Raw genomic sequence first — 23,817 nt, 5'->3', positions numbered from 1 at the left:
TGCAAAATCTCCGGGAGTATTCATGTCACTTACGCTGCATTTCCATCCGCTGTCGTCGTTCTGCTGGAAGACGCTGATCGCGCTGTATGAGAACGATACGCCCTTCACGGCCAACATGGTCGACCTCGGCAACCCCGTCGAGCGCGAGGCGCTGCTGAGACTCTCGCCGATCGGCCGGTTCCCGGTGCTGGAGGATACCGCGCGTCAGGCGGTCGTTCCGGAATCCAGCGTCATCATCGAATATCTCGACCGTCATTATCCCGGCCGTATCAGGTTCATTCCGGCCGAGCCGGAAGCCGCATTACAGACGCGCCTGCGCGACCGTTTCCTCGACCTCTACATCCACCTGCAAATGCAGAAAATCGTCGGCGACCGGCTGCGCCCCAAGGGTTCCAGGGATCCGCACGGCGTCGAGCAGGCGAGGGCGCAGATCCAAAAGTCGTATGACATTCTCGAGCAGCAGCTCGCCGGGGGCGCTTGGGCGATGGGCGAAAGCTTCGGCCTTGCCGATTGCGCGGCCGCTCCGACGTTGTTCTACGCCGGCCAGTTGGAGCCGTTCGGCGAGCGCAAGAATGTTGCCGCCTATCTCGCGCGGCTGAAGGCGCGGCCCTCCTTCGCGCGCGTGCTGAAGGAAGCGGAGCCGTATTTTGCGATGTTCCCGAAGGAGGATGCGTGATGGCCGCAAACAGGGCGCACGTCATCCGCGGCATCTTTGCCGCCTACCTCGCGAACGACCGCAGGCGCGTCGAGGATGCCTTTGCGGATGATTTCCGCTTCACCAGCCCCTATGACGACCGCATCGACAGGGCGACCTATTTCGAACGCTGCTGGCGCGTCGCCGACTGGATCGAGCGGCACGAACTGGAACGGATTTTTGTTCAGGGTGACGAGGCGTTCGTCACCTACCGGTGTACCGCAAAGGACGGCAAGAGTTTTCGCAACACCGAATTCTTCGTGTTCGCAGGCGACAAAGTCCGAAGCATCGACGTCTATTTCGGCGCGACCTATGCGAACGGCGCGTTCGTCAGGCAGCAAGGCTGATCCGGCGCTCCGCCCAAGGGAACGATGTCGCAATTACCCGCAAAATAATTTTCAGGGCCATGTCGGGGCCGCAAAATCCGGTTCGTCTTGTTATCGAGCGCCGGCCATGGCCGGCCCGGACAGACCCCAACGGAGCGTGACGATGCGATTCATGGTGATTGTGAAGGCCAACAAGGATTCGGAAGCCGGCGTCATGCCGAGCACGGAAATGCTGGCCGCGATGGGAAAGTTCAACGAGGAACTGGTCAATGCCGGCATGATCGAGGCTGGCGAGGGTCTGTTGCCGTCTGTGAGGGGCGCGCGCGTGAAGTATGACGGCAAGCCGCCCTCGGTCAGCCACGGCCCGTTCGATTTGACCCGCGACCTCGTCTCCGGCTTCTGGCTGATCAAGGCCAAATCGCTCGATGAAGCGATCGACTGGATGAAGCGCGCGCCGTTCGACGGCGGCGCCGAGATCGAGATCCGCCAGGTCGCGTCCGCCGAGGATTTTGGCGAGGCGCTCACCCCCGAGCTGCGCGAGCAGGAAGAACGCCTGCGCGCCAGGGCCGGCGCGAAATGACACTCTCTCCTCGTCATTCCGGGATGCGGCGAAGGGCCCCGAATCCATAACCACCATCGTGAGTATGGATTCTCAGATGCGCAATTGCGCATCATAGCTCTCGCTTCGCTCGCCCCGGAATGACGGTGGTAACGAACGAAACAGCGAGGACCAATTACCATGCGATTCATGATGCTGATGATCCCGCTCGGCTACGAGATGGCGCCCCCAAACGTCCAGCTCGATCCCGAGCGCGTCGCCGCGATGATGAAATACAACGAGGCGCTGAAGGACGCCGGCATCCTGATCACGCTCGACGGCCTGCATCCGCCCTCGATGGGCGCACGCGTCTCGTTCGCGTCAGGCGAGCCTGTCGTCACCGACGGCCCCTTCACCGAGTCCAAGGAAGTGCTCGGCGGCTACTGGATGATCGAGGTGGCCTCGCGCGAGGAGGCGATCGCCTGGGCGAAAAAGTGCCCGGCCAGCGCGAACGAGATCATCGAGGTCCGGCAGGTGCAGGAGATGAGTGACTTTCCGGAAGAGGTGCAAAAGGCCGCGGCTGGTTTTGAAGATTTACCGGGCGGATGGAGAAACCGATGAGCAGCAACACCTTCCTCGCGGTCTTTCTCGGCGGCAAGACCAGCGCGCAAGCCGTGGCCTGGAATGCGCTGTCGGACGCCGAGCGGCGCGCCCGGGAGCAACAGGGCATCGCGGCGTGGGGCGCGTGGGTGCAAAAGCACCAGGGCGCGATCCTCGAGGTCGGCGGCCCGTTAGGCAAGACCAAGCGGGTTGACGCCGGCGGCATCGCCGACATCAGCAACGAACTCGGCGCCTTCACGGTGGTCCGTGCCGCCTCGCACGAGGCCGCCGCAAAGATGTTCGAAAACCACCCGCATTTCACGATTTTTCCCGGTGAGCGGGTGGAGATCATGCCGATCCTGCCGATTCCCGGTGCGTGAGCATGGCGAAACTCGTCTTTGCGCTGAACCAGTCGCTCGACGGCTATGTCGACCACGACCACCCGGCGTTCGCCCCCGATCCGGTGCTGTTTCGTCATTTCATCGAGGAGGTGCGGCGCGGGGCCGGCAGCGTGTACGGCCGCCGCATGTATGAGGTGATGCGCTATTGGGACGAGGACCGTCCCGAATGGGATGTGGCCGAGCGCGATTATGCCCAAGCGTGGCGCGGCCAGCGGAAATGGGTCGTGTCCCGCTCGCTGGAAACGGTCGGCCCGAATGCCACCCTTGTCCGGGATGACGTCGCTGCGGCGATCCGCGCGTTGAAGGCTGAACGCGATGGGGAGATCGAAGTCGCAGGACCGGAGTTGGCGCAGAACCTGACCGACCTTGGTCTCATCGATGAGTATCGGCTCTACCTCCATCCCGTCGTGCTGGGCGGCGGCAAGCCGTTCTTCGCCGGTCCACGGCCTCCGCTCCGCCTCGTGGCCAGCGATCGCATCGGCGAAAGCGTGATCAGGCTGACCTACGTTCCCGCATAGCAAGGGTTCGAACCTCCTAGTGACCTTTTAACCCGGCTCATGTAAAAGCCTTTCACATGAGCTGGCGCAAGGATCAGCGCCGCGGCGAGCGCGGCTATCATCACGGCAATCTGAAGGAAGCGCTGCTCCAGGCGGCGCTCGACCTGATCGCGCAGAAGGGCGCGGCCGGGTTCACCTTCGCCGACGCCGCACGCATGGCCGGCGTCAGCCCGGCGGCTCCCTATCGCCATTTCCGCGACCGCGACGAATTGTTGTCGAGCATCGCCCAGCGCGGTTTCGAGCAGTTTGAATCGCAGCTCACGCAAGCCTGGGACGATGGCCGTCCCGACACCGTCACCGCGTTCGAACGCGTGGGAAAAGCCTATTTGAAATTCGCGCGCGAGGAGCCCGCATTCTACTCGGCGATGTTCGAATCCGGCCTTCCCGTCGATGCCAATCCGACATTGCAGGCGGCAAGCGAGCGCGCCTTTGCGATCATCCGCGCCGCCGCCGAGCGGCTCGCGGCGCTGGCGCCGCCGGGCGTGCCGCGGCCGCCGGCCATGATGATGGCGCTGCACATCTGGTCGATGTCGCATGGCGTTGCTTCGCTGTTCGGTCGCGGCGATGCGGCGCGCCGCAAGCTGCCGATGTCGCCGGAAGATCTGCTCGAAGCCGAAGTGCTGATTTATCTGCGCGGCCTCGGCTTTCCGACGGACCGCAGGCCCTCGAATGAGCAGGCAAGCGCGAAGCCTGTAGAGCCGCCGCCGGTGCCGCCCGCGGGTCCTTCGGGCCGCGCGAAATAAGATTCCAAAAATAATCTCGCGGACGCCCCTGAAGGCCCGCTTGACAATCCGGAGGGATCGGCTATCTATGTAAATGTTATTTACATTCACAACGGCGTGATGCCGTGATGGAGAAGGGATATGGCCTACACCGCTGACGTTAATCGCTGGCGCGGCCCGACCCCCCAAGGGGAAGAGTACTACCGCCCACGCATGCTCGATACGCCATGGCATCCGGGCTGGATCGCCGTGACGATCCTCGGCTTCATCATCTGGTGGCCGATCGGACTTGCCCTTCTCTTTTTCACACTCGGGAGCAGAAAAATGGGTTGCTGGAGCCACCACGATCGCGATCGCTGGGCGAGCAAGATGGAGCGGATGCAGTACAAGATGGACCGCATGAGGGGCCGCATGGAGCGCGGCGGTTGGGGTTTTGGCCCGCCGTCGAGCGGCAACCGCGCCTTCGACGAGTACCGCGCCGAAACGCTGCGCCGGCTCGAGGAGGAGCAGCAGGAATTCAAGGATTTCCTGGCCCGCCTGCGCCACGCCAAGGACAAGGAAGAGTTCGACCAGTTCATGGCGCAGCACAAGAGCCGCCCGACGCCGCCGAACGACCAGCCGCCGCAGAACTGATCGTTTAGCCGAAGCCACATCGAGAGTTCACCCTCAGGCGATGTGCCCCCATAAAGCCTGATGGCGACATGACCGCCCGTTTGCGAGAGCAGACGGGCGGTTTGTTTTTGCAGCCGATTGAACTGGCGCCGGCGTCTGGCTCCGCTATATTTCATGGGCTTTCGCGAAAGGCGTCAGGTCCATGGCCGCAGACGAAATTGCATCCGTCGAGAGCGTTTGGCGTGCGGTCCGGCAAGAGGCCGAAGCCGTCGCGGCGCGCGATCGCGTATTCGCCGCCACGTTGACGCGTTCAATTCTCGATCATGCCGATCTCGGCGCGGCAATCGCCTTCCAGATCGGCCAGCGGCTCGGGACGGTCGATGCGGATCGGACGCGGTTGACGCGCATTGCCAACGAGGCCTTTAGGGCTTCGCCGGATCTGGTCGAGGCTGCCAGCCGCGATTTGCAGAGCATTGTCTTGCATGATCCGGCCATGAAAGCGCTGCTGCCGCCGCTGCTGAACTACAAGGGCTTTGTCGCGCTTGAAGCATGGCGCGTTGCCAACTGGCTGTGGCTGCGCGATCGCACCGATCTCGCGCTGCTCATGCAGAGCGCATCCTCCGAGCAACTCCAGGTCAGCATTCATCCGTCTGCGTCGATCGGCACGTCGGTCTATCTGGACCATGCCACCGGCATCATCGTGGGCGCGTTCGTCTCGATCGGCGATGACGTGACGATCCTCCAGAACGTCACCATCGGGCGAGAGCAGGCCGACCCGGACCGCGCCCCAAAAATCGGCCGCGGCGTCCTGCTCAGCGGTGGCGCAACCATCCTCGGGGACATCCATATCGGCGATTACGCCAAGATCGGCGCGGACGCCGTGGTCACCGGCGATGTGCCGGCCGGATGCACGGCGGTCGGCGTGCCGGCCCGGCTAACCAATTGCCCGGAAGCGGCCGTTCCGGCCTGATCGCGGGGGCCAAGCTACGGTTCCGCCATCATTTCCCGGATCAAAATTCCCCTTTGGTAACCTCGCATTAACCCTGTTTAGCGTCTGGTTGGGGGCGTAAGGTCGCGCGAAAAGCCCTCGTTTTGACATGTTGGCAGGGGAAGCAGGGCCCGGCTTTGGACGGGCCCCCCTACAACAGAAAAGCAGCTTTTCGCGCCGGTAGCGCATTGTCATGCCCGGCGCGTAGCCATTGAGCCGGCAACCGTTTTTGCTCCGAAGGACTTGGGGCAGAGCATGATCCGGAAAAGCGGGTACCGGTTTTCCGAAGGAGATCATGCTCAAACAGGTAGAGCGTTGAGAGGATACCGCTGATGAATCCCGGTGACGTGGCACAATCGGCCTTGCCGCTCGCATCGAGCGACGTCTCGCTGATCGCGTTATTCCTGCAGGCCCATTGGGTCGTGAAAGCCGTCATGCTCGGGCTTTTGGCCTGCTCGGTCTGGGTCTGGGCGATCGCGATCGACAAGATTTTCCTGTATTCGCGCACCAAACGCGCGATGGACCGCTTTGAGCAGGCCTTCTGGTCGGGACAGTCGATCGAGGAGCTCTATCGCGCGCTGTCCGCCAAGCCGACGCAGTCGATGGCGGCCTGCTTCGTCGCCGCCATGCGTGAGTGGAAGCGTTCGTTCGAAAGCCAGTCGCGCTCCTTTGCCGGTCTCCAGATGCGGATCGAAAAGGTCATGAACGTTTCCATTGCCCGCGAGGTCGAGCGACTGGAGCGGCGGCTTCTGGTGCTCGCCACCGTCGGGTCGGCCGGACCGTTCGTCGGCCTGTTCGGCACCGTCTGGGGCATCATGTCGAGCTTCCAGTCGATCGCCGCCTCCAAAAACACCTCGCTGGCGGTGGTCGCCCCGGGCATCGCGGAGGCCCTGTTCGCCACCGCAATAGGCCTGATCGCCGCAATTCCGGCGACAATCTTCTATAATAAGTTCATTTCCGAGGTGAACCGCCAGGCCCAGCGACTGGAGGGGTTCGCGGACGAGTTTTCGGCAATCCTCTCGCGCCAGATAGATGAACGCGCGTGAGCGGTAAAGGAATGGCACAGGCGCAGGTGAGCGACCGATGGGTATGAACATGGCAGGCTCGTCCGGCGGCGGCGGACGACGCAGCCGGCGCAAGCCCGTGATGGCCGAGATCAACGTCACCCCCATGGTGGACGTGATGCTGGTGCTGTTGATCATCTTCATGGTGTCGGCGCCGCTGCTCACCGTCGGCGTGCCGCTCGACCTGCCGCAGACCCAGGCCAAGAGCCTGGAGCAGGACAAGACGCCGCTTCAGCTCTCGGTCGACATCAGGGGCAAGATCTTCATCAACGACACCGAAGTCGCGATGAACGAGCTCGTCCCCAAATTAAAGGCGATTACGGATGCCCGCGGGGGGATGGAAGAGCGTATATATATGCGGGCGGACAAGAAGGCCGACTACGGAACGGTAGCCAGGGTGATGGGGCAGTTGTCGGGCGCGGGGTTCAAGCGCCTGGCGCTGGTCACCGAGGTGGAGCAGGGGTCCTGACAGCGTGAAGGTGAAGGTCGACAAGACGCTTGTTGCCTCGATAACCCTGCACGTCCTCGTGATCGGGTGGGGCCTCGTGTCGTTTTCGACCAAGGCCTTCGAGACGATGCCGCAGGAGTCGCTCCCCGTCGACATCATCTCCGCCGACCAGCTCGCCAAGGTCACCGCCGGCATCAAGACCGGCAAGAAGGAAAACCCAAAGCCGCTGGTCGAAAAGGTCGCCGAAGCAAAGCCGGTCGACGACACCGTCGGCAAGATCGAAGACAAGAAGCCGCCGGTCGTCACCGACACCGCTCCGCCGCCGCAGCCGAAGGTCGAGGAAAAGCCGGTCGAGAAGAAGCCCGATCCGCCAAAGCCGGTCACCGAGCAGAAGCCGAAGGAAGAGCCCAAGCAGACCGAGAAGAAGCCGGAGCCGCCGAAGGTCGACCCGATCGCCGAAGCCCTCAAGAAGGAAGAGAAGAAAAAGCCGGAGCCGAAGCCGCAACAGCAGGCCGCCGCCAAGCCGACGGAGCCGCCCAAGATCAAGGAGCGCCACTTCGATCAGTCGAAGATCGCCGAGCTGCTCGACAAGCGCGATCCGTCGCGCCAGTCGGTCACCGGGCAGACGCTGAACTCGAATGCCTCGCTTGGCCTCGCCAAGGGCACGGCGGCCGACAATTCTGCGACGTGGGGCTCGATGTTCCAGCGTCAGGTCGAGCGCTGCTGGAAGAAGCCCTATGGCGGCATCGAGGCGCAGAAGTCGGAAGCGGTATTCTCGATCCGCCTGAAGCGCGACGGCACGCTGGAAGGCATGCCGGTGCCCGAGGGAACGGCGGCGACGCCTTACTTGCGCGTCTACCAGGAGAGCGCACTGCGCGCGATCATCGAATGCCAGCCGTATAACCTGCCGGCGGCCTATTTCGAGGAATGGAAATATTTTGCGCCGGTGTTCACCGAACGAAAGATGTGAGCCCGGTGTTAGTCACTTTCGCCCGGATGAAGAAGCCGTAACACACAGCGTTGTGAAAACGCCTTATCATCAGCCCTGTTGCCATGACCTACAAAGATGGATTGCGTGAAATGCCGTTTCGCCTGAACCGCCGGCAAGTGATTTCCGGAATGGCCGCGCTCGGCGCGCTCGCCGGCACGCCCGTGCGCGATGCCTTCGCCCAGAAGCGCGTCGTCATTCCCGAGGGCGATTTCGCGCCGCTGCCGATCGCGATCCCGAATTTTGCGCCGGGCACGCCGGCTGACGGCGAAGTCGGCGTCGGCGTGGCGCAGGTCATCACCAACAACCTCAAGCGCAGCGGGCTGTTCGCGCCGATCGATCCGGCCGCCTTTATCGATCGCAACATCAACATCGAACAGGCGCCGAACTTCCAGAACTGGAAGACCATCAACGCCCAGGCGCTGGTGAATGGCCGCATGACCCGGCAGCCCGATGGGCGCCTGAAGGCGGAATTCCGCCTGTGGGACGTCAACACCGCCCAGCAGCTCACCGGCCAGCAATATTACACCTCGCCGGAATCCTGGCGCCGCATCGCCCACATCATCTCCGACCAGATCTACGAGCGCCTGACCGGCGAAAAGGGCTATTTCGACAGCCGTGTGGTGTTCGTCGACGAGACCGGCGCCAAGGAGCGCCGCGTCAAGCGGCTGGCGATCATGGACCAGGACGGCGCCAATGTCCGCTACCTCACGCGAGGTTCTGATCTGGTGCTGACGCCACGCTTCTCGCCGTCGAGCCAGGAAATCACCTATATGGAATTCGGCCAGGGCGACCCGCGCGTCTATCTCTTCAACATCGAGACGGGCCAGCGCGAGATCGTCGGCAATTTCCCGGGCATGTCGTTTGCGCCGCGCTTCTCGCCGGACGGCCAGCGCGTGATCATGAGCCTGCAACAGGGCGGCAATTCCAATCTGTTCGTGATGGACCTGCGCTCCAAGACCACGACGCGTTTGACCGACACGCCGGCCATCGACACCTCGCCCTGCTATGCGCCCGACGGCACGCGGTTGTGCTTCGAATCCGACCGCGGCGGCAAGCCGCAGATCTATGTGATGCCGGCCGGCGGCGGTCAGGCGCAGCGCATCTCCTTCGGCGAGGGCAGCTACTCCACGCCGGTATGGTCGCCGCGCGGCGACTACATCGCCTTCACCAAGCAGGGTGGCGGGCAGTTCGCCATCGGCATCATGAAGACCGACGGCTCGGGCGAGCGCATCCTTACCTCGGGCTATCACAATGAGGGGCCGACCTTCGCGCCGAACGGCCGCGTCGTGATGTTCTTCCGCGAACCCGGCGGCGCCGGCGGGCCGTCGCTCTATACGGTCGATATTTCCGGCCGCAACGAGCAGCGCGTGCCGACGCCCGGCTTCGCCTCCGATCCGGCGTGGTCGCCGCTGCTGTCGTAGAAACTAACGGCCAACCGACCGGTCTTTCCCAACCGGACTCATCATGCCCGGGACAAGCCGGCCATGACGGAGACGAGGTCACGCCCTGCGTTGGCGTCCGTTTGTCAGAAGGTCTCCGTGATCTTGCTGAGACGAGGCGGGCGATCCGGGTCGAATCCGCAGGCGCGCGCGGCCTGCTCGATCATCCGGTAGGCTGGGACAAGCATGGTGATCGCGTCGGTCAGGGGATCGTCCTCGGTAAGCCACGGCAACGAGCCGAGCGGACCGCCGGCGAGATGCAGCGCGATGTTTTGCGCACGCAATTCCTTTGCCAGCGCATCCACCGTGGCGGCCGTCTCATCCATCAGTCGCATCATGATGACGGGCGTGCGCGACGATAACGCGGCACGCGGGCCATGCTGTAGCTCGGCGGCGGAAACACCGATCGAAGGAAGGCGCAGGATTTCGGAAAGTTTTAGCGCGATCTCCCGCACAGAGCCCAACGCAAGGCCCCGCCCCGCCACAAACACCGCCGATGCGCTTGCGAGATCATCGGCAATGCGGGACCAGTCGAGCGCCAGCGCGTGGGTGAGGCGCTCGGGCAGCCTGTCGAGGGCGCCCCTGAGCGCGCCGTCATCGGCAAGCTCCGCAACGAGCGCCGCGCCCGCGGCCATCGAGCCGATCACGGTCTTGGTCGCCGCAACGGAGTGCTCATGCCCGGCTCCGATGGGAATGACAAACTCCGCCGCTTCTGCCACCGGCGAGGGGATTGCGTTGACGATGGCGACGGTGCGAGCGCCCGCCGCGCGCGCAGACTTCGTTGCCTCCACGAGATCCGGGCTGCGTCCGGATTGCGAGGTCACGATGAACAACGCATCGCGCAGCTTCAATGGTGTGCGAAACGCCGTGATGACGGAGGGAGCGCTGGCCGAGACCGGAAGGCGAAGCCGCGTCTCGACCAAATATCGGAGGAGAATGCCGGCGTGTCCCGAGCTGCCGCGGCCGCACACCACGCACAGCGGCGCGGAGCCGATCCCGAGCCGTTGCGCGATGTCGCGCGTCGCGTCGCGGCTGCGAACGATTCCGGCGGCGACATCGGCGCTTTCCCCGATTTCGTTCGCCATCGCGGATATCGTCACGGCTCAACCGCTCCGCCCTGCTTACGCGGCCCGGCGGTCTTGTTGGCAAGAGTCTTGGCAGGCCTCTCCTTGGCGAGCTCGGCAAGGACGCGCCGAAGGTTGCCACCGCATTGCTTCAGGATGGTTTCTGCTTCGGTCTTCTCTGCACCCAACGCCAGAAGAACGGCGGTCTTGATCTCGCCCTCCGCTTGCTCGAGCGCGTGCGCTGCCTGCGCCGCATCGCAATGGGCGATCTGCGCGACCATCGCCTCCGCCCGCCGCTTCAGCTTGGCGTTGGTCGGCTGCATGTTCACCATCATGCCGCGGAAGACGCGGCCGAGCCGCAGCATGATGCCGGAGGAGATCAGATTGAGCACGACCTTCTGCGCCGTGCCTGCTTTCATTCGCGTCGAGCCCGCGATCAGCTCGCGCCCGGTCTCGACCAGTATTGGAAATTTTGCCGCTTCCAGCAGCGCGGTGCCGGGATTGTTGGCGACACCGATCGTCACCGCACCGGACGAGCCGGCTTCCTGTAGCGCCGCCACCGTAAACGGCGTCGTGCCGCTGGCGGAAACGGCGATCACCACGTCGTGCGGCGTCAGCCGTGCGGCTTTGACCTGCTTTACGGCATCGTCGACATCGTCTTCTGCGCCCTCGATGCTGGTGACGAACGCCGTCTCGCCGCCGGCGACGATGAAGCAGACCCGCGCGTTGGGCCATGCAAAGGTCGGCGAAAGCTCGGCGCCGTCCTGGACTGCCACGCGGCCCGAGGTGCCTGCGCCGACATAGACAATGCGGCCGTGATCGCCGAGCGCGCTCCTGGCGGCTTCGGTTGCCGCCGTGATCGCCGGTAGCGCGTGGCCGATCGCCGCAATGGCCGCAAGCTGGCCTTCCCACATGGCTTCCATCGCGGAAGAAAGCTGCCATGCGTCGAGATCGGCAAAGCGCGGGTCGACTTCTTCGGTGGCCATGTAGCTGGTCCAGGCTCCCTTAATCCAGGCCTCTCTAAACGCGGAATTTCGCAGCCTGTTCATGGTTGATGTCCTTTGTGGGCAGGGTGAGCCGTCCTCGGGCCACCAGCAATGCACCGGCCGCTGCATCGGCGTCCGGACGCTTCAGGCGATTCCGCAGGTCCGGCGTCAGCCAGGGCGTGATGGCTTCCGAAAGGCCCCCCACCAGCGAGAGGCGGTCAATGCCTCGCGCCAGGAACAGATCGAGCAAATCGCCGATCGCGTCGGCCGCGCGCTCGACGATGCGGCGCCCGACGGGATCGCCGAGATTGGCGTGTCGCAACACGATCGGCGCGAAGGCGGCGTAGTCGGTGGCCCTGGCTTCCTCGGACCAGGCGACCGCCTGATAAGGATCCGTGTCGAATGCGCCCAGCACCTCCGAAAGTAAAGGCGTGAGCTCAGAGCGCCGGTCCGCGGCGCGCAGCGCGAGCCGCACGACCTGTAGGCCGATATCGGCGCCGCTGCCTTCATCGGAGACCGGGAAGCCGTAGCCGGCGATGCGGATTTCGCGGCCGCCGATCAGGCCGACCCCGACCGAACCCGTGCCGGCCACGACGATGGCGCCGTCAGCGCCGCTGTGAGCGCCGAGACACGCCGCCATGCCGTCGCTGATGAAGACGATGGAAGCAAAGGGATGCGCGAGCTGGTTGAGCGCGGCCTCCGCGCCGCGGCGGCCGAGGCCGGCCAGGCCAATGGCGGCGTGCATCCGCGCAAAATCGTTACGCGTCAGGCCGGCCTGGGCGGCGGCCGCCTCGGTCGCCTCCGTGATGGACCGCCATGCCTTCTCGATGCCAATCCGCGTCGTCGCGGGTCCCGAGCTTGCTTCGCCGAGCAGCCGGCCACCCTCGTCCTCAATACGGGCGCGGCAGCGGGTTCCGCCGCCGTCAATGCCGAGATACGTGGTACCTTTTGTTCCCATCGGATGTTAACGCGAGGGTTGCTTTCCGGGTCCTTTCAGCGCCACCTTGAATACATATGGTCCAATCTACGACACCAGTCTCAACAGTTCGTGACGCAGCGGCCGGATGAACGCTGATGGGCCATTCCATTTCACTGACGATTGCGGCGCAGCGCATCTTCGATGGCAGTGACATGCGCGGTCCCGGCGCGATCAGGATTTCGCAAGGCCGGATCGAGAGCGTCAGCTTCGGTGAGCCGGCAGCCGGCGCGACTGTTCAGCTTCCTGCCGATGTGATCCTTGCCCCGGGATTTATCGACGTTCAGGTGAACGGAGGAGGCGGCGTTCTTCTCAACGACCAGCCGACGGAGGCCGGCGTGCGGCGCATTGTCGAGGCGCACCGGCGCACCGGCACCACGGGCTGCCTGCCGACGCTGATCACGGACCGGACCGAAATTATCGAGCAATTGGCCAACGTCGCCCGGGCATCCCCAGGAATTCCCGGCGTGCTCGGTTTTCATCTCGAAGGGCCGGCGCTGAACCGGTCGCGCAAGGGCATTCACCCCGAGTCCGAAATACGCGTGCCCAATGGCCGCGATCTTTCCGCCATCAAGAGCTTTGGCCGGTGCGGCCGCTCGCTGGTTACCCTGGCGCCGGAATGCGTGCCCGTCGCCATGATCGACGAGTTGATCGGCGCCGGACTGCACCTCTCCGCCGGTCATAGCGAGGCCACATCGGCCGAGACCGCGCAGGCCGCCGATCGCGGCGTCTCCGGCGTGACCCATCTGTTCAATGCCATGTCGCAGCTCAGCGCGCGCGAGCCGGGGCTGGTGGGGGCCGCGCTTGACGACAACAGGCTGTTTGCCGGCATCATCTGCGACGGCATCCATGTCGATCCGGCCAGTTTGCGGATCGCGCTGCGCTGCAAGGGCCGCGACCGGTTGATGCTGGTCACCGACGCCATGCCCCTGGTGGGGACCAATGAAACGAAATTCACGTTGCAGGGCAGACAAATCACCTTGCATGAAAACCGTCTGACCGGTCCCGACGGCACGCTCGCGGGGGCTCACCTCACCATGATCGAGGCCGTGCGCAACGCGACCGCCCTTCTCGAGGTCCCGCTCGCCGATGCGCTCATGATGGCCTCGCGGACTCCGGCAGCCTTTCTCGGCCTTGATTCCGAGCTTGGCCGGATCGCGCCCGGCTATCGCGCCGACCTCGTCGCCTTCAACGCAAACTTCGAAGTCGTCGACACCTGGGTGGCTGGCATCGGCGCGATATGCGAGACGAGCGGAGCTTTGCACTGAGGCAGAGATGCGCAACGACCCCATCATCGTGCAGAAATATGGCGGCGCCTGCCTGGAAACACCGGCGAAGGTCCGCTCGGTTGCCGGGAAGCTTGCCGATCTGCATGGCCAAGGCCAGCGCGTCGTGGTGGTCGTCTCCGCCATGGGCAAGACTACCGACCAGTTGATCGAGATGGCGTATCAAGTCAGCCCCCGTCCCAATCGCCGCGAGCTCGACATGCTGCTCACGACCGGCGAGCGCATCAGCATGTCCCTGATGAGCATGGCGCTGGCCGATCTCGGTGTGCCCGCCATCAGCTTCACCGGCAGCCAGGCCGGCGTGATGACCGACGCCTCCCATTCCGCCGCACGCATTGCGGATGTGCGGCCTGTTCGCGTCCGCGAGGAACTCGATCGCGGGCGCGTTGTGGTGCTGGCGGGATTCCAGGGCGTCAATCCCACCACAAAGGAAATCACCACGCTTGGCCGCGGTGGCAGCGATACCACGGCGGTGGCGATGGCTGCGGCCCTGAAGGCCGAACGCTGCGAGATCATCAAGGAGGTTGACGGTATCTGCTCGGCGGATCCGCGCATCGTGCGCGATGCAAGATCCCTCCGCCAGGTCGATTTCGCGGCGCTGTCCGAGATGTGTTTCTGGGGCGCGAAGGTCCTGCACTTTCGCAGCGTAGAGCTGGCGCAAAATCAAAATGTGCCGCTGGTCCTGAAGCAGTGGGGCGGAGGCGAGCACAGCACGCGGGTGACGAAGGAGGTCGCGGGCATGGAAAGCGGGAAGGTTCTGGCTGTCAATTCGATCGCGCGCATCGAGCACGTGGAGATCGATTCCGTTGATCTAAATCAAGGTTTTGAAAAGTTCGCCCAACTTTTGCAACGGCACAGCCTGTCATGGCCGCAACTGCTGGCGTCACATTTCACCGCCGGGACGACCAGCATGGTCCTGACGTGCGACGGGGAGTGGCTCGATGCGCTGTTGCGCGCGCTGGAAGGGGCCAAGGAATTGCGCCGGCAGCGTGAAGCATCGAGCTCGGTAAGCCTGACCTGTTTCGGCGGCGCTTCGTCCGACTTGCCGTTTAGGGCGTTGCAGGTTCTCGGCCAGCACGGGATTGCCGCTGACAACTACGTTCTGTCGCCCCATTCGGTCAGTCTGTTTGTGCCGGTAGAGCGCCGGGAGGAAGCGGTGCGAGCTTTGCACTCGCTCGTGCAAATACCGGCTTAAGTCCACTCACGGCTCAAAGCGGAAATAACGAGGCGCGGCCGATGTCGGTTTTTGAGAAAATACTATCAGTTACAATAACTTCAGGTTGACTTCAGTCCTCAACATTCGAGTAGTTTCCAATATGGCCGCCTTCTGTTTTCGATCCGGCGGCATTCAAATCGTGCTTCGCGAAGTGACGCTGGCGCCGTTTTCGATTCAGTGCCACTCTGGATAGGCCATAGCATCGATCAACAGCGTCGAGGGCAGAATGGATAGCCGAGCACCGCAGGCGGCCGCCGTTTCCGGGGCGTTGCGCAAGCAACTGAACTGGGCAATGTCCAAGACAGTCGGGGGGATCACCGAGATCGCGGTTCTCGCGCCCGTCAAGAAGGGCACCGTGCCAACGGAGCGGCGCACCTATGAAGAGCGTTTGGTCGCGGTAATCGACAATCTTGCCGACCGGCACCGGCGTGGACTGCCGACCGAACTTAGCAGGATACCGGCGATACATTTCGGGCGCCTGATCCTGATCCGGCCTGAGCAATATCTGCTCCATTCCCGTCTTTCGGAGGTCGAGTACGAGAGCGATCCCGACCTGCCGAAGACATTGGGCGGCGGTCGTGTGCCCAGGCCGATCGACGACTACGCGGCCGAGACGCGCACGATGCCGCAGGGCGACTTGCGCACTTTTCTGCTCACGCTCGTCGAATTCGACGGCGATCTGAAGGTCTATATGCGAGAGATTGCAAAGTTTATCGGCAGCGACTTCGACCGTGTGTTCGAGAATTGCGAAGGCTATCCCACGTCGGTCAATTTCGAGCGCTTCTGGCTGTGGGTTCGAAGATATCAAATCAATACGAACTTGTTTTACGCGCCATATTCCAATCTTTCGGTGGTCCGCATCAAGCAGCTTGAAGATTTCAAGCGACGCTTCGACGCGTTCGTGACGCGGGTGCGGCCGGCGCCGGGGCAGCGCGTTGGCTCGATCGACGAATTATTTGACGAATTTCTGCGCGAAAACCAGCAGCGCGCCAGTGACTTCCCGACGGCGGGAGGCGTTTTCAAGACCAGCAAATAAAGGCGGGACAGATGACTGAAGTCAGCAAAGCCGGCCCAGCCTCCTTGGAGGCGTATGACATACAGGCCAACTTGTTGCGAGCCTCCAAGTTTGAATTTGAAGTCGACAACGAGAAAGTGACGAAGACCCGCAACTGGTCGCTGTTCTTTTTCTTCCGCATCCTTCCGCAAGCCGAGTTCGACGCAACGATAAGACGCATCGAGGCAGCGGCCAGGACGACATCCGACAACGACGACGACAAGAAGAGGAATGAACGGGACCTCTGGCTGGATTTCGCCCAGCCCTCGTTTGCGAATGCGGGTGTCGTCGATCAACGTCTTGCCGATATCCCGCCGGGGGATGCTTCGCCGCGGTCGCCTGACGATCCGGCTCAAGCCTTCCTCGACTGGCTCAAGGTCCTGGCATCGGCCGACAAGAACGCACTGCTGGGTAACCTGACCAGATGGATCGCGGCGTCAAGCGGGTCGAAAGGTGCTTTGGCGGCGACCGCTGCGGAACCCCTGAAAATCGATCTGGGCAATCTGAGCACGTGGGTCCGCAACCTTCACGCGGACCAGCGACTGAACTTGCAGCCGCTTTCGCGATGGCTGGAGTTCTACGGCGATCCCAAGAATTACGCCGAGCTTCTCAAGGAGATGGGTCAGGGCCTGGGCAGGCTGTCCGAAGGCGGTTCGTCCCTGGCGATCGTCGCCCTGTACGAATTGTTGCGGCAATGCGCGCTGGCGATGTCCAATCAGAGCAATCAGGTGAAGGCGGGAGTCATCCGTGGTGAAGCCGAGTGCAATGTGAATGCCGACGCCGACATTCCCGCCGATACGACGCCGATCAATATCGCGTTCGCCTATTCGGGACTCGAGGCGCTGAAGCTTGACAAGGTCACGCTGGCGTCCTTTCCCGATCCATTCAAGCAGGGTATGGCTGCGCGTGCCCAGCGACTTCACGACACCGGCCCAAGCGCCCCCGAAAACTGGGAAGGCGAGTTGGGACTGCCGAGCATTCACGGTTACTTCACGGGCGGCTTCGCAGCCACGGACAAACTTCCGCGCGAGGAATCGTTCTGGAAGGCGCTGCGCTCGGACGTTGCGGCGTTCAACAATCCGGTCGACAACCGCGGCGACCTGCTCCGGTTCTGGCTGCGGCTGATATTTCGCGCACTCGGCCTCGAAATACTTCATATTGAGCTCGGTCAGGATCCATATCATGTGAACGACCACGGTCAGATGGTCGACACCGACGAGCGGGTCGAGCACTTCGGTTTTCGCGACGGCTTGAGCCAACCCTTTATCGATCTTGGCCTTGGCGATACCGCGCCGGGTGGCGGAACGGCGAGCCGCAACGGCACCTGGACGCCGATCGCGCCGGGCGAAATTTTCCTCAGCCTGCTGGATGAGGATAACGAGGAGCAGCGCGCGCCGATCAGCCGCAAACTCACCGTGGGTTCAACGTTTCTGGTTTTTCGCAAGCTGGAGCAGGACGTCGCCGGCTTTCGGGCCTTCCTACAGCATCATCGGCCCGATCGCGAGGGCCAGGATGCGCTCGCTGCGCAAATGGTTGGACGCTGGCAGGACGGCACTCCGCTCGTTCTGTCGCCAGAACTCCCGCGCGCAGGACATCTGGAAGCAAGCCTGAACGATTTTCGCTATGCCGCGGACGATCCGCGCGGCGCGAAATGTCCGCTACAGGCGCATATTCGCCGTGCCAATCCGCGCGATATTGGCGGCCGCGATGACGTTCGAAGACACCGGATCCTGCGCCGGGGGATCAGCTATGGCGGCCCGCTTCTGCAAGAGGGAACCGTCGACAATGAAAAACGCGGATTGCTCTTCATTGCGGCGAACTCGCGTATCGACCTCCAGTTCGAGGTAATCCAGGCGGATTGGATCAACCGCGGCGAGTTTCTTGGGCAGGCGGGACTCGGGCGCTGCCCACTGACAGGCGCCCATGACGGGACCATTGGCGACAGCTTCCTCGAAGCCAATGCGATCGCCCCGATCACCCGTATGCCGCGTTTCGTCATTACGCGCGGTGGCGACTACTTCTTCGCGCCAGGCATTGGGGCGATCAGGCTGATCTCGGAAGGGAAGCGTTTCGAGCCGGAGCGAGAAGAAATTCCCTTTGGCGGCTTTACCATGGCCGATGCTTTGACGTCGGTGCTGTTCGATCGGGACCGGCTACAGCGCTATAGCGCACAGATACTCGCCGCCTCGACCGCCGCCGTGGTCCGCGTGCCGCTGCCGCCATCGCTTGACGGCAGCCAACAACACATCAGCTTTGTCGGCCAGCACGCGCATGTCACCGCAGTTCTGAAGAACGATGACAAGGAGGGGCGGCTCGCCTTTTCCGTCAAGCAGTATCGCGATACGGCACGCTTGATCACCCGTGGACAGGATATGCTGGTCGCGGTCGATACCGGACCAACGCGGGATCGCCTCAAGTCGATCCTCAACGCAGCCTGGCTAGCGCTCTATCGGGGTTACGAGCAGGACGGGCAGAAGCTCGAGGATGTCCTGAGCAACATCGTGTGCAAGGCGCTCGACATGGCGATCCGGCGAACCGCCCAGGCGCGGCGTATAGATCTCGTGCACGATCTCGCCTCGCGGGCGACCTATGCCTTGCTTTGCGAGCTCTATGGAACGCCGGGGCCACGCTGGTTGACCGAGCTTGCCGCATCGCTGCCGTTCGCGCGTCAGCATGTCGGTGAGTTGCCGCCGGACTGGCTGGCGTCCCTGGTGGGCGAGCGGCCGGACGATCAGGGTTTTGCCACCATGCAGGTCTGGTCGACGCTCGTCCTTGCCGACCTCGTCGGCAATATCCAGTCGCAGGCGCCGCTGCATGTAGTGACGCGCCAGGCCGCTACCGAGATGCTGAATCACATCGACGGACTGCTGGCGTTGCGGCGGCTCGCCGGCCCGGTCGGCAAGCCAAAGACACTGCTTGAAGCGTTCATCAAGATCGAAAAGGATGCCGATATCGTCAGGTTCTACAGTTCGTTTGGAGCTGATGCGTCGGCTGCCTATTACAAGGACGTCTCCGTCGTTCTGCTCGAGATTGCCGGGACCAGTCTGGCCGCCATCCCGCTTACCTTCGCTTCCGTGATGGGCACCCTGTTCAAACTCCGCATCGATCTGGCTTCCCTGCTCAAGGTACTTCCTGGCGGTGACGGCGTAGCGCGGCTGATCTACGAGGCCGAACGGCTCAACCCCAATCTCGCCGTCCGGATGCGCCATTGCGAGCGAACCACCCCGCTGCCAGGGGACACGACCATCCAGCAGGGCGACTGGGTGGGAGCGCTGATCGTAGCGGCCAATCTGGATGGGCGGGTCTTTCCAAAGCCGCACCTGATTTCATTCGATCCGGCTAATCGCAAAATCAAGGATTACCTGCTCTTCAACGAGAGCGGATCCGAGCGCGAGTGCTGGGGCCGCGACCGCGTGTCAATGGCCGTGCTGCGGGAATGCATGCTCAGTGCGGGGCGGCTGAAGGGTCTGCGCAGGATAGCGGGCGCTGCCGGTGAGCCGGTCAAGCTGGTCGGTGTCGCAGTCGGACTTCCGGCCCGCTTCACGCATGTTGCGCCAAAGCAGTAGGCTGCGCCGGATCCATCGTCCAGACGGCGACGCCAAAGCGCTGGCAGGTCTCACGTTGCTCGGCCAGATCGGCGGCGATGCGGGGATGGCCGGGCTCGATCTCGGTCAGCAGATGCGCGCTCAGGCCGAGGCAATCGGCCAGCAGCCAGGGATTCTTCAGGCCGTGCGCGATTTCCAGCGCGCGCTCTAGCGCCTCAACGGCACGTTCGTGCTCGCCACATCGGACCAGCGCCTCGGCGTAGCCGGCGTAGAGCCAGCCAACCTCCATCTGGCCGGTTCGGCGATGAAATCCGTCGTGCAGACACTGTTCGACCAGCCGCACCGCCGCCCGCGCTTCGCCAGTGCGAGCAAGGGCCGCGGCCGCCGCGCCGGTCAGATTCGCCTTGATCGCATCGTAGCCATTGCGATCGCTCAGCTCACGCGCAATGGCAAAGCATTGCACAGCCTCGGAGTTACGGCGCAACAACAGCAGGTTTCGGCCCATCGTATTGCGAGCCAGTACCTCCGAATAGGGATCCTGAGCACGGACGGCTATTTCGAGAGCACGCGAGGCGTGATCGAGTGCTTCGGCATACTCGCCAGTTGCGTTCATGAACCAGCTCATGAAGGCGGGCACCAGCGATTTGGGAAGGGCCACTGAACCGAGTCTTGCGTTTTCAAGGTCTCCGGTGAGGAACGCATCCAACTCCTTTAGCGCCTCGATGGCTTGTTTGATTTGACCCATGCCGTGCAGCGCATTGGCCATCATGAATTGATTGGCGAAAATCAGGCCCGGCGATTTGAGCGCCTTCGCCATTTGGAGTCCCTCGCGGGTCAGCCGAAGCCCTTCTTCGTAGCGGCCCTCGAACCAGCAGATCATTCCGAGTTGGGAGTGCAGGCTGCAAACCTGATGCGGGAGCCCGTGACGACGCGCCAAGTCCATCGTTCGCGGCAGATGCTCATTCATCTTCCTGAATTCGCCAAGTTGCAGCATCGGGGCAAACGCCATCAAAACGAAATCGACGTACTTTTTTTCCGCTGCCTCACCCATGCGCGACATGACCTGAAGCGCCTGATCGAAAATGAGATTGAGCGATACCGCGGCCGACCCACGAAATGCTTCCAAGGCAGCCTTCCAGAGGTAATCCAGCGCGATCGGATCCTCGCCGGCGCCGACGGCATGAAACGCCAGCTGTTGATATCGCCCGCTGAGATTCGGATGCCGCAAGATGATTTCCCGGATGGCCGCGCGATGCAGCTTCTGGCGCCGCTCGCGGGTCAGCGTGTCGGAGCAGGCAACCGCAATGATCTGATGGCGGAACGACGTCGAGTTGCCGGCCAGCGGGTGAACGAACGCGTAGCGCTCGAGCTCGGCCAGGTCGTTGAGCAGCATCGGCAGATCCGCATCGAGGACGGCCCGTGCAAGATCGACCTCAACGCTTTCACCCAGCAGGCTGAGCGCCTGCGCCAGAGTCTTGGCGCCTGGCGACAACCGCTGTAGCCGCGCATGGATTACCGACTCCACGCTTTGCGGAAGGTTTTGCCCGGCCGCCGTCTCTGATGTTTCCATCGAACGCAGGAATTCCTCCAGCAGGAAGGGCACGCCCTCGGCGCGGTCGATGGCATGTGCGAGCACAGCCGCCGGCGGCGCGCCGCCGGACCAAAGCTGCCGGCCAAGGTGCTCCATGTGAGACCGCGTCAGAGGCTCCAGAACGATCAGCGTATCGGCCGTTTCGCGCGCCTCGTTGATCGCTTCGGGCCGCCCGGTCAGCAGCAGACAGATCGGCTGTTCAGGTTTGGGGGCGCGCGCGAGCAGTTGCAGGAACAGTCGGCTCTCCGAGTCGATCAGCTGAAGATCTTCGATCAGTAGCAAGGTCGGGCGGGTTGAGGGCGCCAGTGCGAGGCAGGCATTCACCAGCGCCCGTGCAATCTCGGTTTCCGTCCGATTGCGCGGCTGGCTTGTTCCGCGCGGCCCAGGGGCAAAGAACAGCGACTCCAGAATGAGCACGTCTTCCTCATTGAGGCCGCGGCCGCCGAGAACGAGCCGGAGGCGATCGCTCGATGCGGCGACGTTCTGACCGAGAAGATCGTCGACCAGCGCGCGCACGGCGGCGAACGGTGTGGTGCGCTTCTGCGCATCGCCCTGAAACACCAATACCTTTGTATCGAGCGCGATCGCGTCGGTGACGGCGGCGGCAGCAAGGCGGCTCTTTCCGATCCCCGGCTCGCCGACAAGACCGATCGATCTGCTGGGACCACCGGGACGCGGCAAATTCTCGCGAATGACCGCAAGTTCATCGCTTCGGTTGACGATCGGTTGTCGATACCGGCGCGCAATATCGTTGTCGACAGCGTCTTTCGGTCGTTCGTTCAGGATGAAGGCCGGCACGCTGATGCCATCGGATGAGATCAAGGAATCGCAATCCGCCACGACCGGTCGCGAGGACCTACAGAGCTTCACGACGTCGGCACTCACGACGGCTTCGCCGGGATTCGCCTTCTGTTGCAGCTTGGCAGCGATGTGCACGGTGGAGCCGGCGATGTCGAAGCGAAACCGTCCCTGGAGGTGGGCCTGACGCAGTCCGACGAGCCCGCTATGAACGCCGACGCGGAAGCACACATCACCACCCTGCGGCCCGATTGCTCCGGTCGTCTGCGTGATGTCCCAGGCTGCCCGGCAGGCGCGCTCGGCATGGTCCTCGAACGAGCTCGGCCAGCCGAACATCGCAATGCCGCCATCGCCGGCGTAGTGAACGATCAGCCCGCCGGCGCGTTCGACCGCTATGCGGATATGCTCGTACCACAGGTCGAGAAAGGACTGGGCATCCTCTGGATCGCACCCGGCAATGTGGCGGGTCGAGCCGACCATGTCGACTGCAAGGATTGTGATGATGTTGCGCTCGACCGGCAATACATTGTCAGCCATCGGCTAAGCTCCCGCCATCCCGCGCAAGTCATCGTTTTCTACCAGATCGGTGGGCAGCCTGCCATATGCCGAGGGGGAGGGGCGGAGAAGCTTGCTTTTCGACGTACGGCAGGTTCAGGCCGAGATGTCCGCTTCCGGCCCAAGGCGGATCGCCGACCCCTCCGACAGTCGTCTGCATCCGGGGGTAAAGCCGACAGCCGTCCGCGGGCACCATCCGGGATTTATCAGCACACGCCTAGGCGGCCGCCTGCGGAGCGCCAATCTCGCCACTGCGCGGCTCGTTCGCGCAGTCGCGCAGCAGCCCGCTGAAATAGCCGCGGGTGATGTGCGCAATCTGCGGATAGGGCTCGCGCGTCATCAGCAGCCGGTGCAATTCCCCGAGCCGGAAGCAGGGCACGCTGGGGAACAGGTGATGCTCGAGGTGGTAGTTCAAACCCCACGGCGCGATCAGCCAGCGCTCCCAGAGCGGGGCGAGCACGGTGCGGCTTTCGTTGAGCACATTCTCGTGCTCGACCGCATAATGCTCGGCGACGTTGCGAATATAGCGGATGGCGAGGAACACGGTCAGCAGCGGGACGATCCAGTAGAGCAGCAGGATCTTCCAGAAGCCCAGCATGATCGAGGCGAACAGCAGAGCCACAAAGAAGAACAGCCGCGCGCGGGCCACCGCCGCCGGGATGTCGCGGGTTTCCTTGTTCTTGTGGAATCCGAACACCGCAGTGCCGGTCTTCAGGCCGGTCAGGTACTGCGTGATGTACATCAGCACCTTGCGCGGCGGCGCCGGGAATTCGAATTCCGCCAGCCCGACATTGCGCTGCCAGTCCGGATCGTTCTCGCTGTTCAGCTCGCGATGATGGGCGAAATGGGTGTTGCGATAGCCCGCCATCGAGCTCGAAGTCGGCAGCGCCAGCAGTTCGCCGACAAAATCGTTGAGCGCGCGGTTGGCATAGCCGCGGTAATGCGCGGCGTCGTGCATCAGCCCGCCAAGCCCGTTGATGCGCGAACCGATGACGATGACGGCGAGCACGTAGGTGACCGGATTGAACCAGGTCTCGCTGATCCACACGGCCGCGGCGATCAGGCTGAATTCCAGCAGCGCAGCCGCCGTGAATTTCACGCTGTCGATCTTCGAAAGATCGCGAATTTCATCCTTGGTGAGAAGGCGCGGGATTTCCCGCACACAGGAATCGCCGAGCTTCGCTGAGCGAGCCACGACCGCTTCGGTCATTACAAGATACTCCGACAACCGCACTTTTGGCGCAGGATACAGCCAAACGGCGTTTCTACCTATACGCGTTAACCCGGGGTTAAGGACAAATCTTTACGGGTGGTTAAGATTTGGGGTGATTGAACGGATTGGCAAGCTGCCGGCCGGGGCCAGATC

At 63.2% G+C, this 23,817-nt stretch carries 22 protein-coding genes; 17 read left to right on the top strand and 5 right to left on the bottom strand.

All coding sequences use genetic code 11. From position 1 onward, the window contains the following. Positions 1-22 precede the first annotated feature (22 nt). The 13 genes from JQ628_RS14535 (at position 23) to tolB (ending at position 9,362) form a co-directional block, all read left to right on the top strand. A complete protein-coding gene (locus JQ628_RS14535; RefSeq protein WP_212223270.1) occupies positions 23-676 on the top strand; it encodes a glutathione S-transferase family protein in 654 nt (217 codons plus the stop codon). Continuing rightward, on the top strand, positions 676-1,041 hold the full coding sequence (locus tag JQ628_RS14530) for a nuclear transport factor 2 family protein (protein ID WP_212223269.1): 366 nt from the start codon (positions 676-678) through the stop codon (positions 1,039-1,041). Before JQ628_RS14535 ends, JQ628_RS14530 begins: the two co-directional genes overlap by 1 nt. Before the next feature lie 142 nt (positions 1,042-1,183). Continuing rightward, positions 1,184-1,600 carry a YciI family protein gene (locus JQ628_RS14525; RefSeq protein ID WP_212223268.1) on the top strand — a complete coding sequence of 139 codons (417 nt, stop codon included), beginning with the start codon at positions 1,184-1,186 and terminating at the stop codon, positions 1,598-1,600. 159 nt (positions 1,601-1,759) lie between these two features. Then, positions 1,760-2,179 (top strand): YciI family protein, encoded by a 420-nt coding sequence (locus tag JQ628_RS14520; protein ID WP_212223267.1) that lies wholly within the window; start codon positions 1,760-1,762, stop codon positions 2,177-2,179. Beyond that, a complete protein-coding gene (locus tag JQ628_RS14515; RefSeq protein ID WP_212223266.1) occupies positions 2,176-2,538 on the top strand; it encodes a hypothetical protein in 363 nt (120 codons plus the stop codon). The genes JQ628_RS14520 and JQ628_RS14515 overlap by 4 nt, the downstream gene beginning before the upstream one ends. Positions 2,539-2,540: 2 nt before the next feature. Then, positions 2,541-3,077, top strand: a complete 537-nt coding sequence (locus JQ628_RS14510) for a dihydrofolate reductase family protein (RefSeq protein ID WP_212223265.1) — start codon at positions 2,541-2,543, stop codon at positions 3,075-3,077. Between the two features lie 56 nt (positions 3,078-3,133). Then, a complete protein-coding gene (locus JQ628_RS14505) occupies positions 3,134-3,859 on the top strand; it encodes a TetR/AcrR family transcriptional regulator (protein ID WP_212223264.1) in 726 nt (241 codons plus the stop codon). A gap of 120 nt (positions 3,860-3,979) precedes the next feature. Beyond that, positions 3,980-4,471, top strand: coding sequence for a DUF2852 domain-containing protein (locus JQ628_RS14500; protein WP_212223263.1), 492 nt, complete (start codon positions 3,980-3,982; stop codon positions 4,469-4,471). A 181-nt stretch (positions 4,472-4,652) separates the two neighbouring features. Beyond that, the gene (locus JQ628_RS14495; protein WP_212223262.1) at positions 4,653-5,420 is read left to right on the top strand and encodes a serine O-acetyltransferase; all 768 of its coding nucleotides are present in this window, start codon (positions 4,653-4,655) and stop codon (positions 5,418-5,420) included. A gap of 350 nt (positions 5,421-5,770) precedes the next feature. Then, positions 5,771-6,484, top strand: coding sequence for a protein TolQ (gene tolQ / locus JQ628_RS14490; protein WP_212223261.1), 714 nt, complete (start codon positions 5,771-5,773; stop codon positions 6,482-6,484). 37 nt (positions 6,485-6,521) lie between these two features. Beyond that, positions 6,522-6,971, top strand: a complete 450-nt coding sequence (gene tolR, locus JQ628_RS14485; protein WP_212223260.1) for a protein TolR — start codon at positions 6,522-6,524, stop codon at positions 6,969-6,971. A 10-nt stretch (positions 6,972-6,981) separates the two neighbouring features. Beyond that, positions 6,982-7,920, top strand: a complete 939-nt coding sequence (locus JQ628_RS14480) for a cell envelope integrity protein TolA (RefSeq protein WP_212223471.1) — start codon at positions 6,982-6,984, stop codon at positions 7,918-7,920. A gap of 110 nt (positions 7,921-8,030) precedes the next feature. Next, positions 8,031-9,362, top strand: a complete 1,332-nt coding sequence (gene tolB / locus JQ628_RS14475; RefSeq protein ID WP_212223259.1) for a Tol-Pal system beta propeller repeat protein TolB — start codon at positions 8,031-8,033, stop codon at positions 9,360-9,362. A gap of 104 nt (positions 9,363-9,466) precedes the next feature. Here tolB and JQ628_RS14470 read toward each other — a convergent pair whose 3' ends face one another. Genes JQ628_RS14470 through JQ628_RS14460 form a run of 3 tightly spaced genes read right to left on the bottom strand, consistent with a single transcriptional unit; the run spans position 9,467 to position 12,388 of the window. Further along, positions 9,467-10,465 carry an SIS domain-containing protein gene (locus JQ628_RS14470; protein WP_249127892.1) on the bottom strand — a complete coding sequence of 333 codons (999 nt, stop codon included), beginning with the start codon at positions 10,463-10,465 and terminating at the stop codon, positions 9,467-9,469. 11 nt (positions 10,466-10,476) lie between these two features. Continuing rightward, positions 10,477-11,430, bottom strand: coding sequence for an N-acetylmuramic acid 6-phosphate etherase (locus tag JQ628_RS14465; RefSeq protein WP_212223258.1), 954 nt, complete (start codon positions 11,428-11,430; stop codon positions 10,477-10,479). A gap of 34 nt (positions 11,431-11,464) precedes the next feature. Next, positions 11,465-12,388: a BadF/BadG/BcrA/BcrD ATPase family protein gene (locus JQ628_RS14460; protein WP_212223257.1), complete on the bottom strand. Its 924-nt coding sequence runs from the start codon at positions 12,386-12,388 to the stop codon at positions 11,465-11,467. A 116-nt stretch (positions 12,389-12,504) separates the two neighbouring features. Between JQ628_RS14460 and nagA the strand changes: the two genes are divergently transcribed. From nagA to JQ628_RS34855, 4 genes are all read left to right on the top strand, one after another. Continuing rightward, entirely contained in the window at positions 12,505-13,674 is a 1,170-nt protein-coding gene (gene nagA / locus JQ628_RS14455; RefSeq protein WP_212223256.1) for an N-acetylglucosamine-6-phosphate deacetylase, read from the top strand. Positions 13,675-13,681: 7 nt separating this feature from the next. After that, entirely contained in the window at positions 13,682-14,887 is a 1,206-nt protein-coding gene (locus JQ628_RS14450) for an aspartate kinase (protein WP_212223255.1), read from the top strand. 289 nt (positions 14,888-15,176) lie between these two features. Next, positions 15,177-15,944, top strand: a complete 768-nt coding sequence (locus tag JQ628_RS14445) for a hypothetical protein (protein ID WP_212223254.1) — start codon at positions 15,177-15,179, stop codon at positions 15,942-15,944. Positions 15,945-16,060: 116 nt separating this feature from the next. Next, a complete protein-coding gene (locus tag JQ628_RS34855; protein WP_212223253.1) occupies positions 16,061-19,528 on the top strand; it encodes a Dyp-type peroxidase in 3,468 nt (1,155 codons plus the stop codon). On the opposite strand, the gene JQ628_RS14435 is transcribed toward JQ628_RS34855, so the two are convergent. Together JQ628_RS14435 and JQ628_RS14430 are read right to left on the bottom strand one after the other, a co-directional pair. Then, the gene (locus tag JQ628_RS14435; protein WP_212223252.1) at positions 19,503-22,418 is read right to left on the bottom strand and encodes an ATP-binding protein; all 2,916 of its coding nucleotides are present in this window, start codon (positions 22,416-22,418) and stop codon (positions 19,503-19,505) included. The genes JQ628_RS34855 and JQ628_RS14435 overlap by 26 nt on opposite strands. Before the next feature lie 250 nt (positions 22,419-22,668). Then, positions 22,669-23,661, bottom strand: coding sequence for a fatty acid desaturase family protein (locus tag JQ628_RS14430; RefSeq protein ID WP_212223251.1), 993 nt, complete (start codon positions 23,659-23,661; stop codon positions 22,669-22,671). Positions 23,662-23,817 lie beyond the last annotated feature (156 nt).

The sequence above is a fragment of the Bradyrhizobium lablabi genome (genome assembly GCF_018129385.1).
Lineage (GTDB): Bacteria > Pseudomonadota > Alphaproteobacteria > Rhizobiales > Xanthobacteraceae > Bradyrhizobium > Bradyrhizobium lablabi_C.
The sequence above is the reverse complement of the archived record's forward strand: the minus strand, read 5'-3'. Positions and strand labels throughout refer to the sequence as shown.

Bases quoted from the DNA above. Each gene is read 5' to 3' on its own strand.
- JQ628_RS14520 (WP_212223267.1), top strand. From the start codon at position 1,760: ATGCGATTCATGATGCTGATGATCCCGCTCGGCTACGAGATGGCGCCC.
- JQ628_RS14430 (WP_212223251.1), bottom strand. From the start codon at position 23,661: ATGACCGAAGCGGTCGTGGCTCGCTCAGCGAAGCTCGGCGATTCCTGT.
- JQ628_RS14505 (WP_212223264.1), top strand. From the start codon at position 3,134: ATGAGCTGGCGCAAGGATCAGCGCCGCGGCGAGCGCGGCTATCATCAC.
- tolR (WP_212223260.1), top strand. From the start codon at position 6,522: ATGGGTATGAACATGGCAGGCTCGTCCGGCGGCGGCGGACGACGCAGC.
- JQ628_RS14515 (WP_212223266.1), top strand. From the start codon at position 2,176: ATGAGCAGCAACACCTTCCTCGCGGTCTTTCTCGGCGGCAAGACCAGC.
- JQ628_RS14465 (WP_212223258.1), bottom strand. From the start codon at position 11,430: ATGGCCACCGAAGAAGTCGACCCGCGCTTTGCCGATCTCGACGCATGG.
- JQ628_RS14525 (WP_212223268.1), top strand. From the start codon at position 1,184: ATGCGATTCATGGTGATTGTGAAGGCCAACAAGGATTCGGAAGCCGGC.
- tolB (WP_212223259.1), top strand. From the start codon at position 8,031: ATGCCGTTTCGCCTGAACCGCCGGCAAGTGATTTCCGGAATGGCCGCG.
- JQ628_RS14495 (WP_212223262.1), top strand. From the start codon at position 4,653: ATGGCCGCAGACGAAATTGCATCCGTCGAGAGCGTTTGGCGTGCGGTC.
- JQ628_RS14535 (WP_212223270.1), top strand. From the start codon at position 23: ATGTCACTTACGCTGCATTTCCATCCGCTGTCGTCGTTCTGCTGGAAG.
- JQ628_RS14450 (WP_212223255.1), top strand. From the start codon at position 13,682: ATGCGCAACGACCCCATCATCGTGCAGAAATATGGCGGCGCCTGCCTG.
- tolQ (WP_212223261.1), top strand. From the start codon at position 5,771: ATGAATCCCGGTGACGTGGCACAATCGGCCTTGCCGCTCGCATCGAGC.
- JQ628_RS14530 (WP_212223269.1), top strand. From the start codon at position 676: ATGGCCGCAAACAGGGCGCACGTCATCCGCGGCATCTTTGCCGCCTAC.
- JQ628_RS14500 (WP_212223263.1), top strand. From the start codon at position 3,980: ATGGCCTACACCGCTGACGTTAATCGCTGGCGCGGCCCGACCCCCCAA.
- JQ628_RS14470 (WP_249127892.1), bottom strand. From the start codon at position 10,465: ATGGCGAACGAAATCGGGGAAAGCGCCGATGTCGCCGCCGGAATCGTT.
- nagA (WP_212223256.1), top strand. From the start codon at position 12,505: ATGGGCCATTCCATTTCACTGACGATTGCGGCGCAGCGCATCTTCGAT.
- JQ628_RS14460 (WP_212223257.1), bottom strand. From the start codon at position 12,388: ATGGGAACAAAAGGTACCACGTATCTCGGCATTGACGGCGGCGGAACC.
- JQ628_RS14510 (WP_212223265.1), top strand. From the start codon at position 2,541: ATGGCGAAACTCGTCTTTGCGCTGAACCAGTCGCTCGACGGCTATGTC.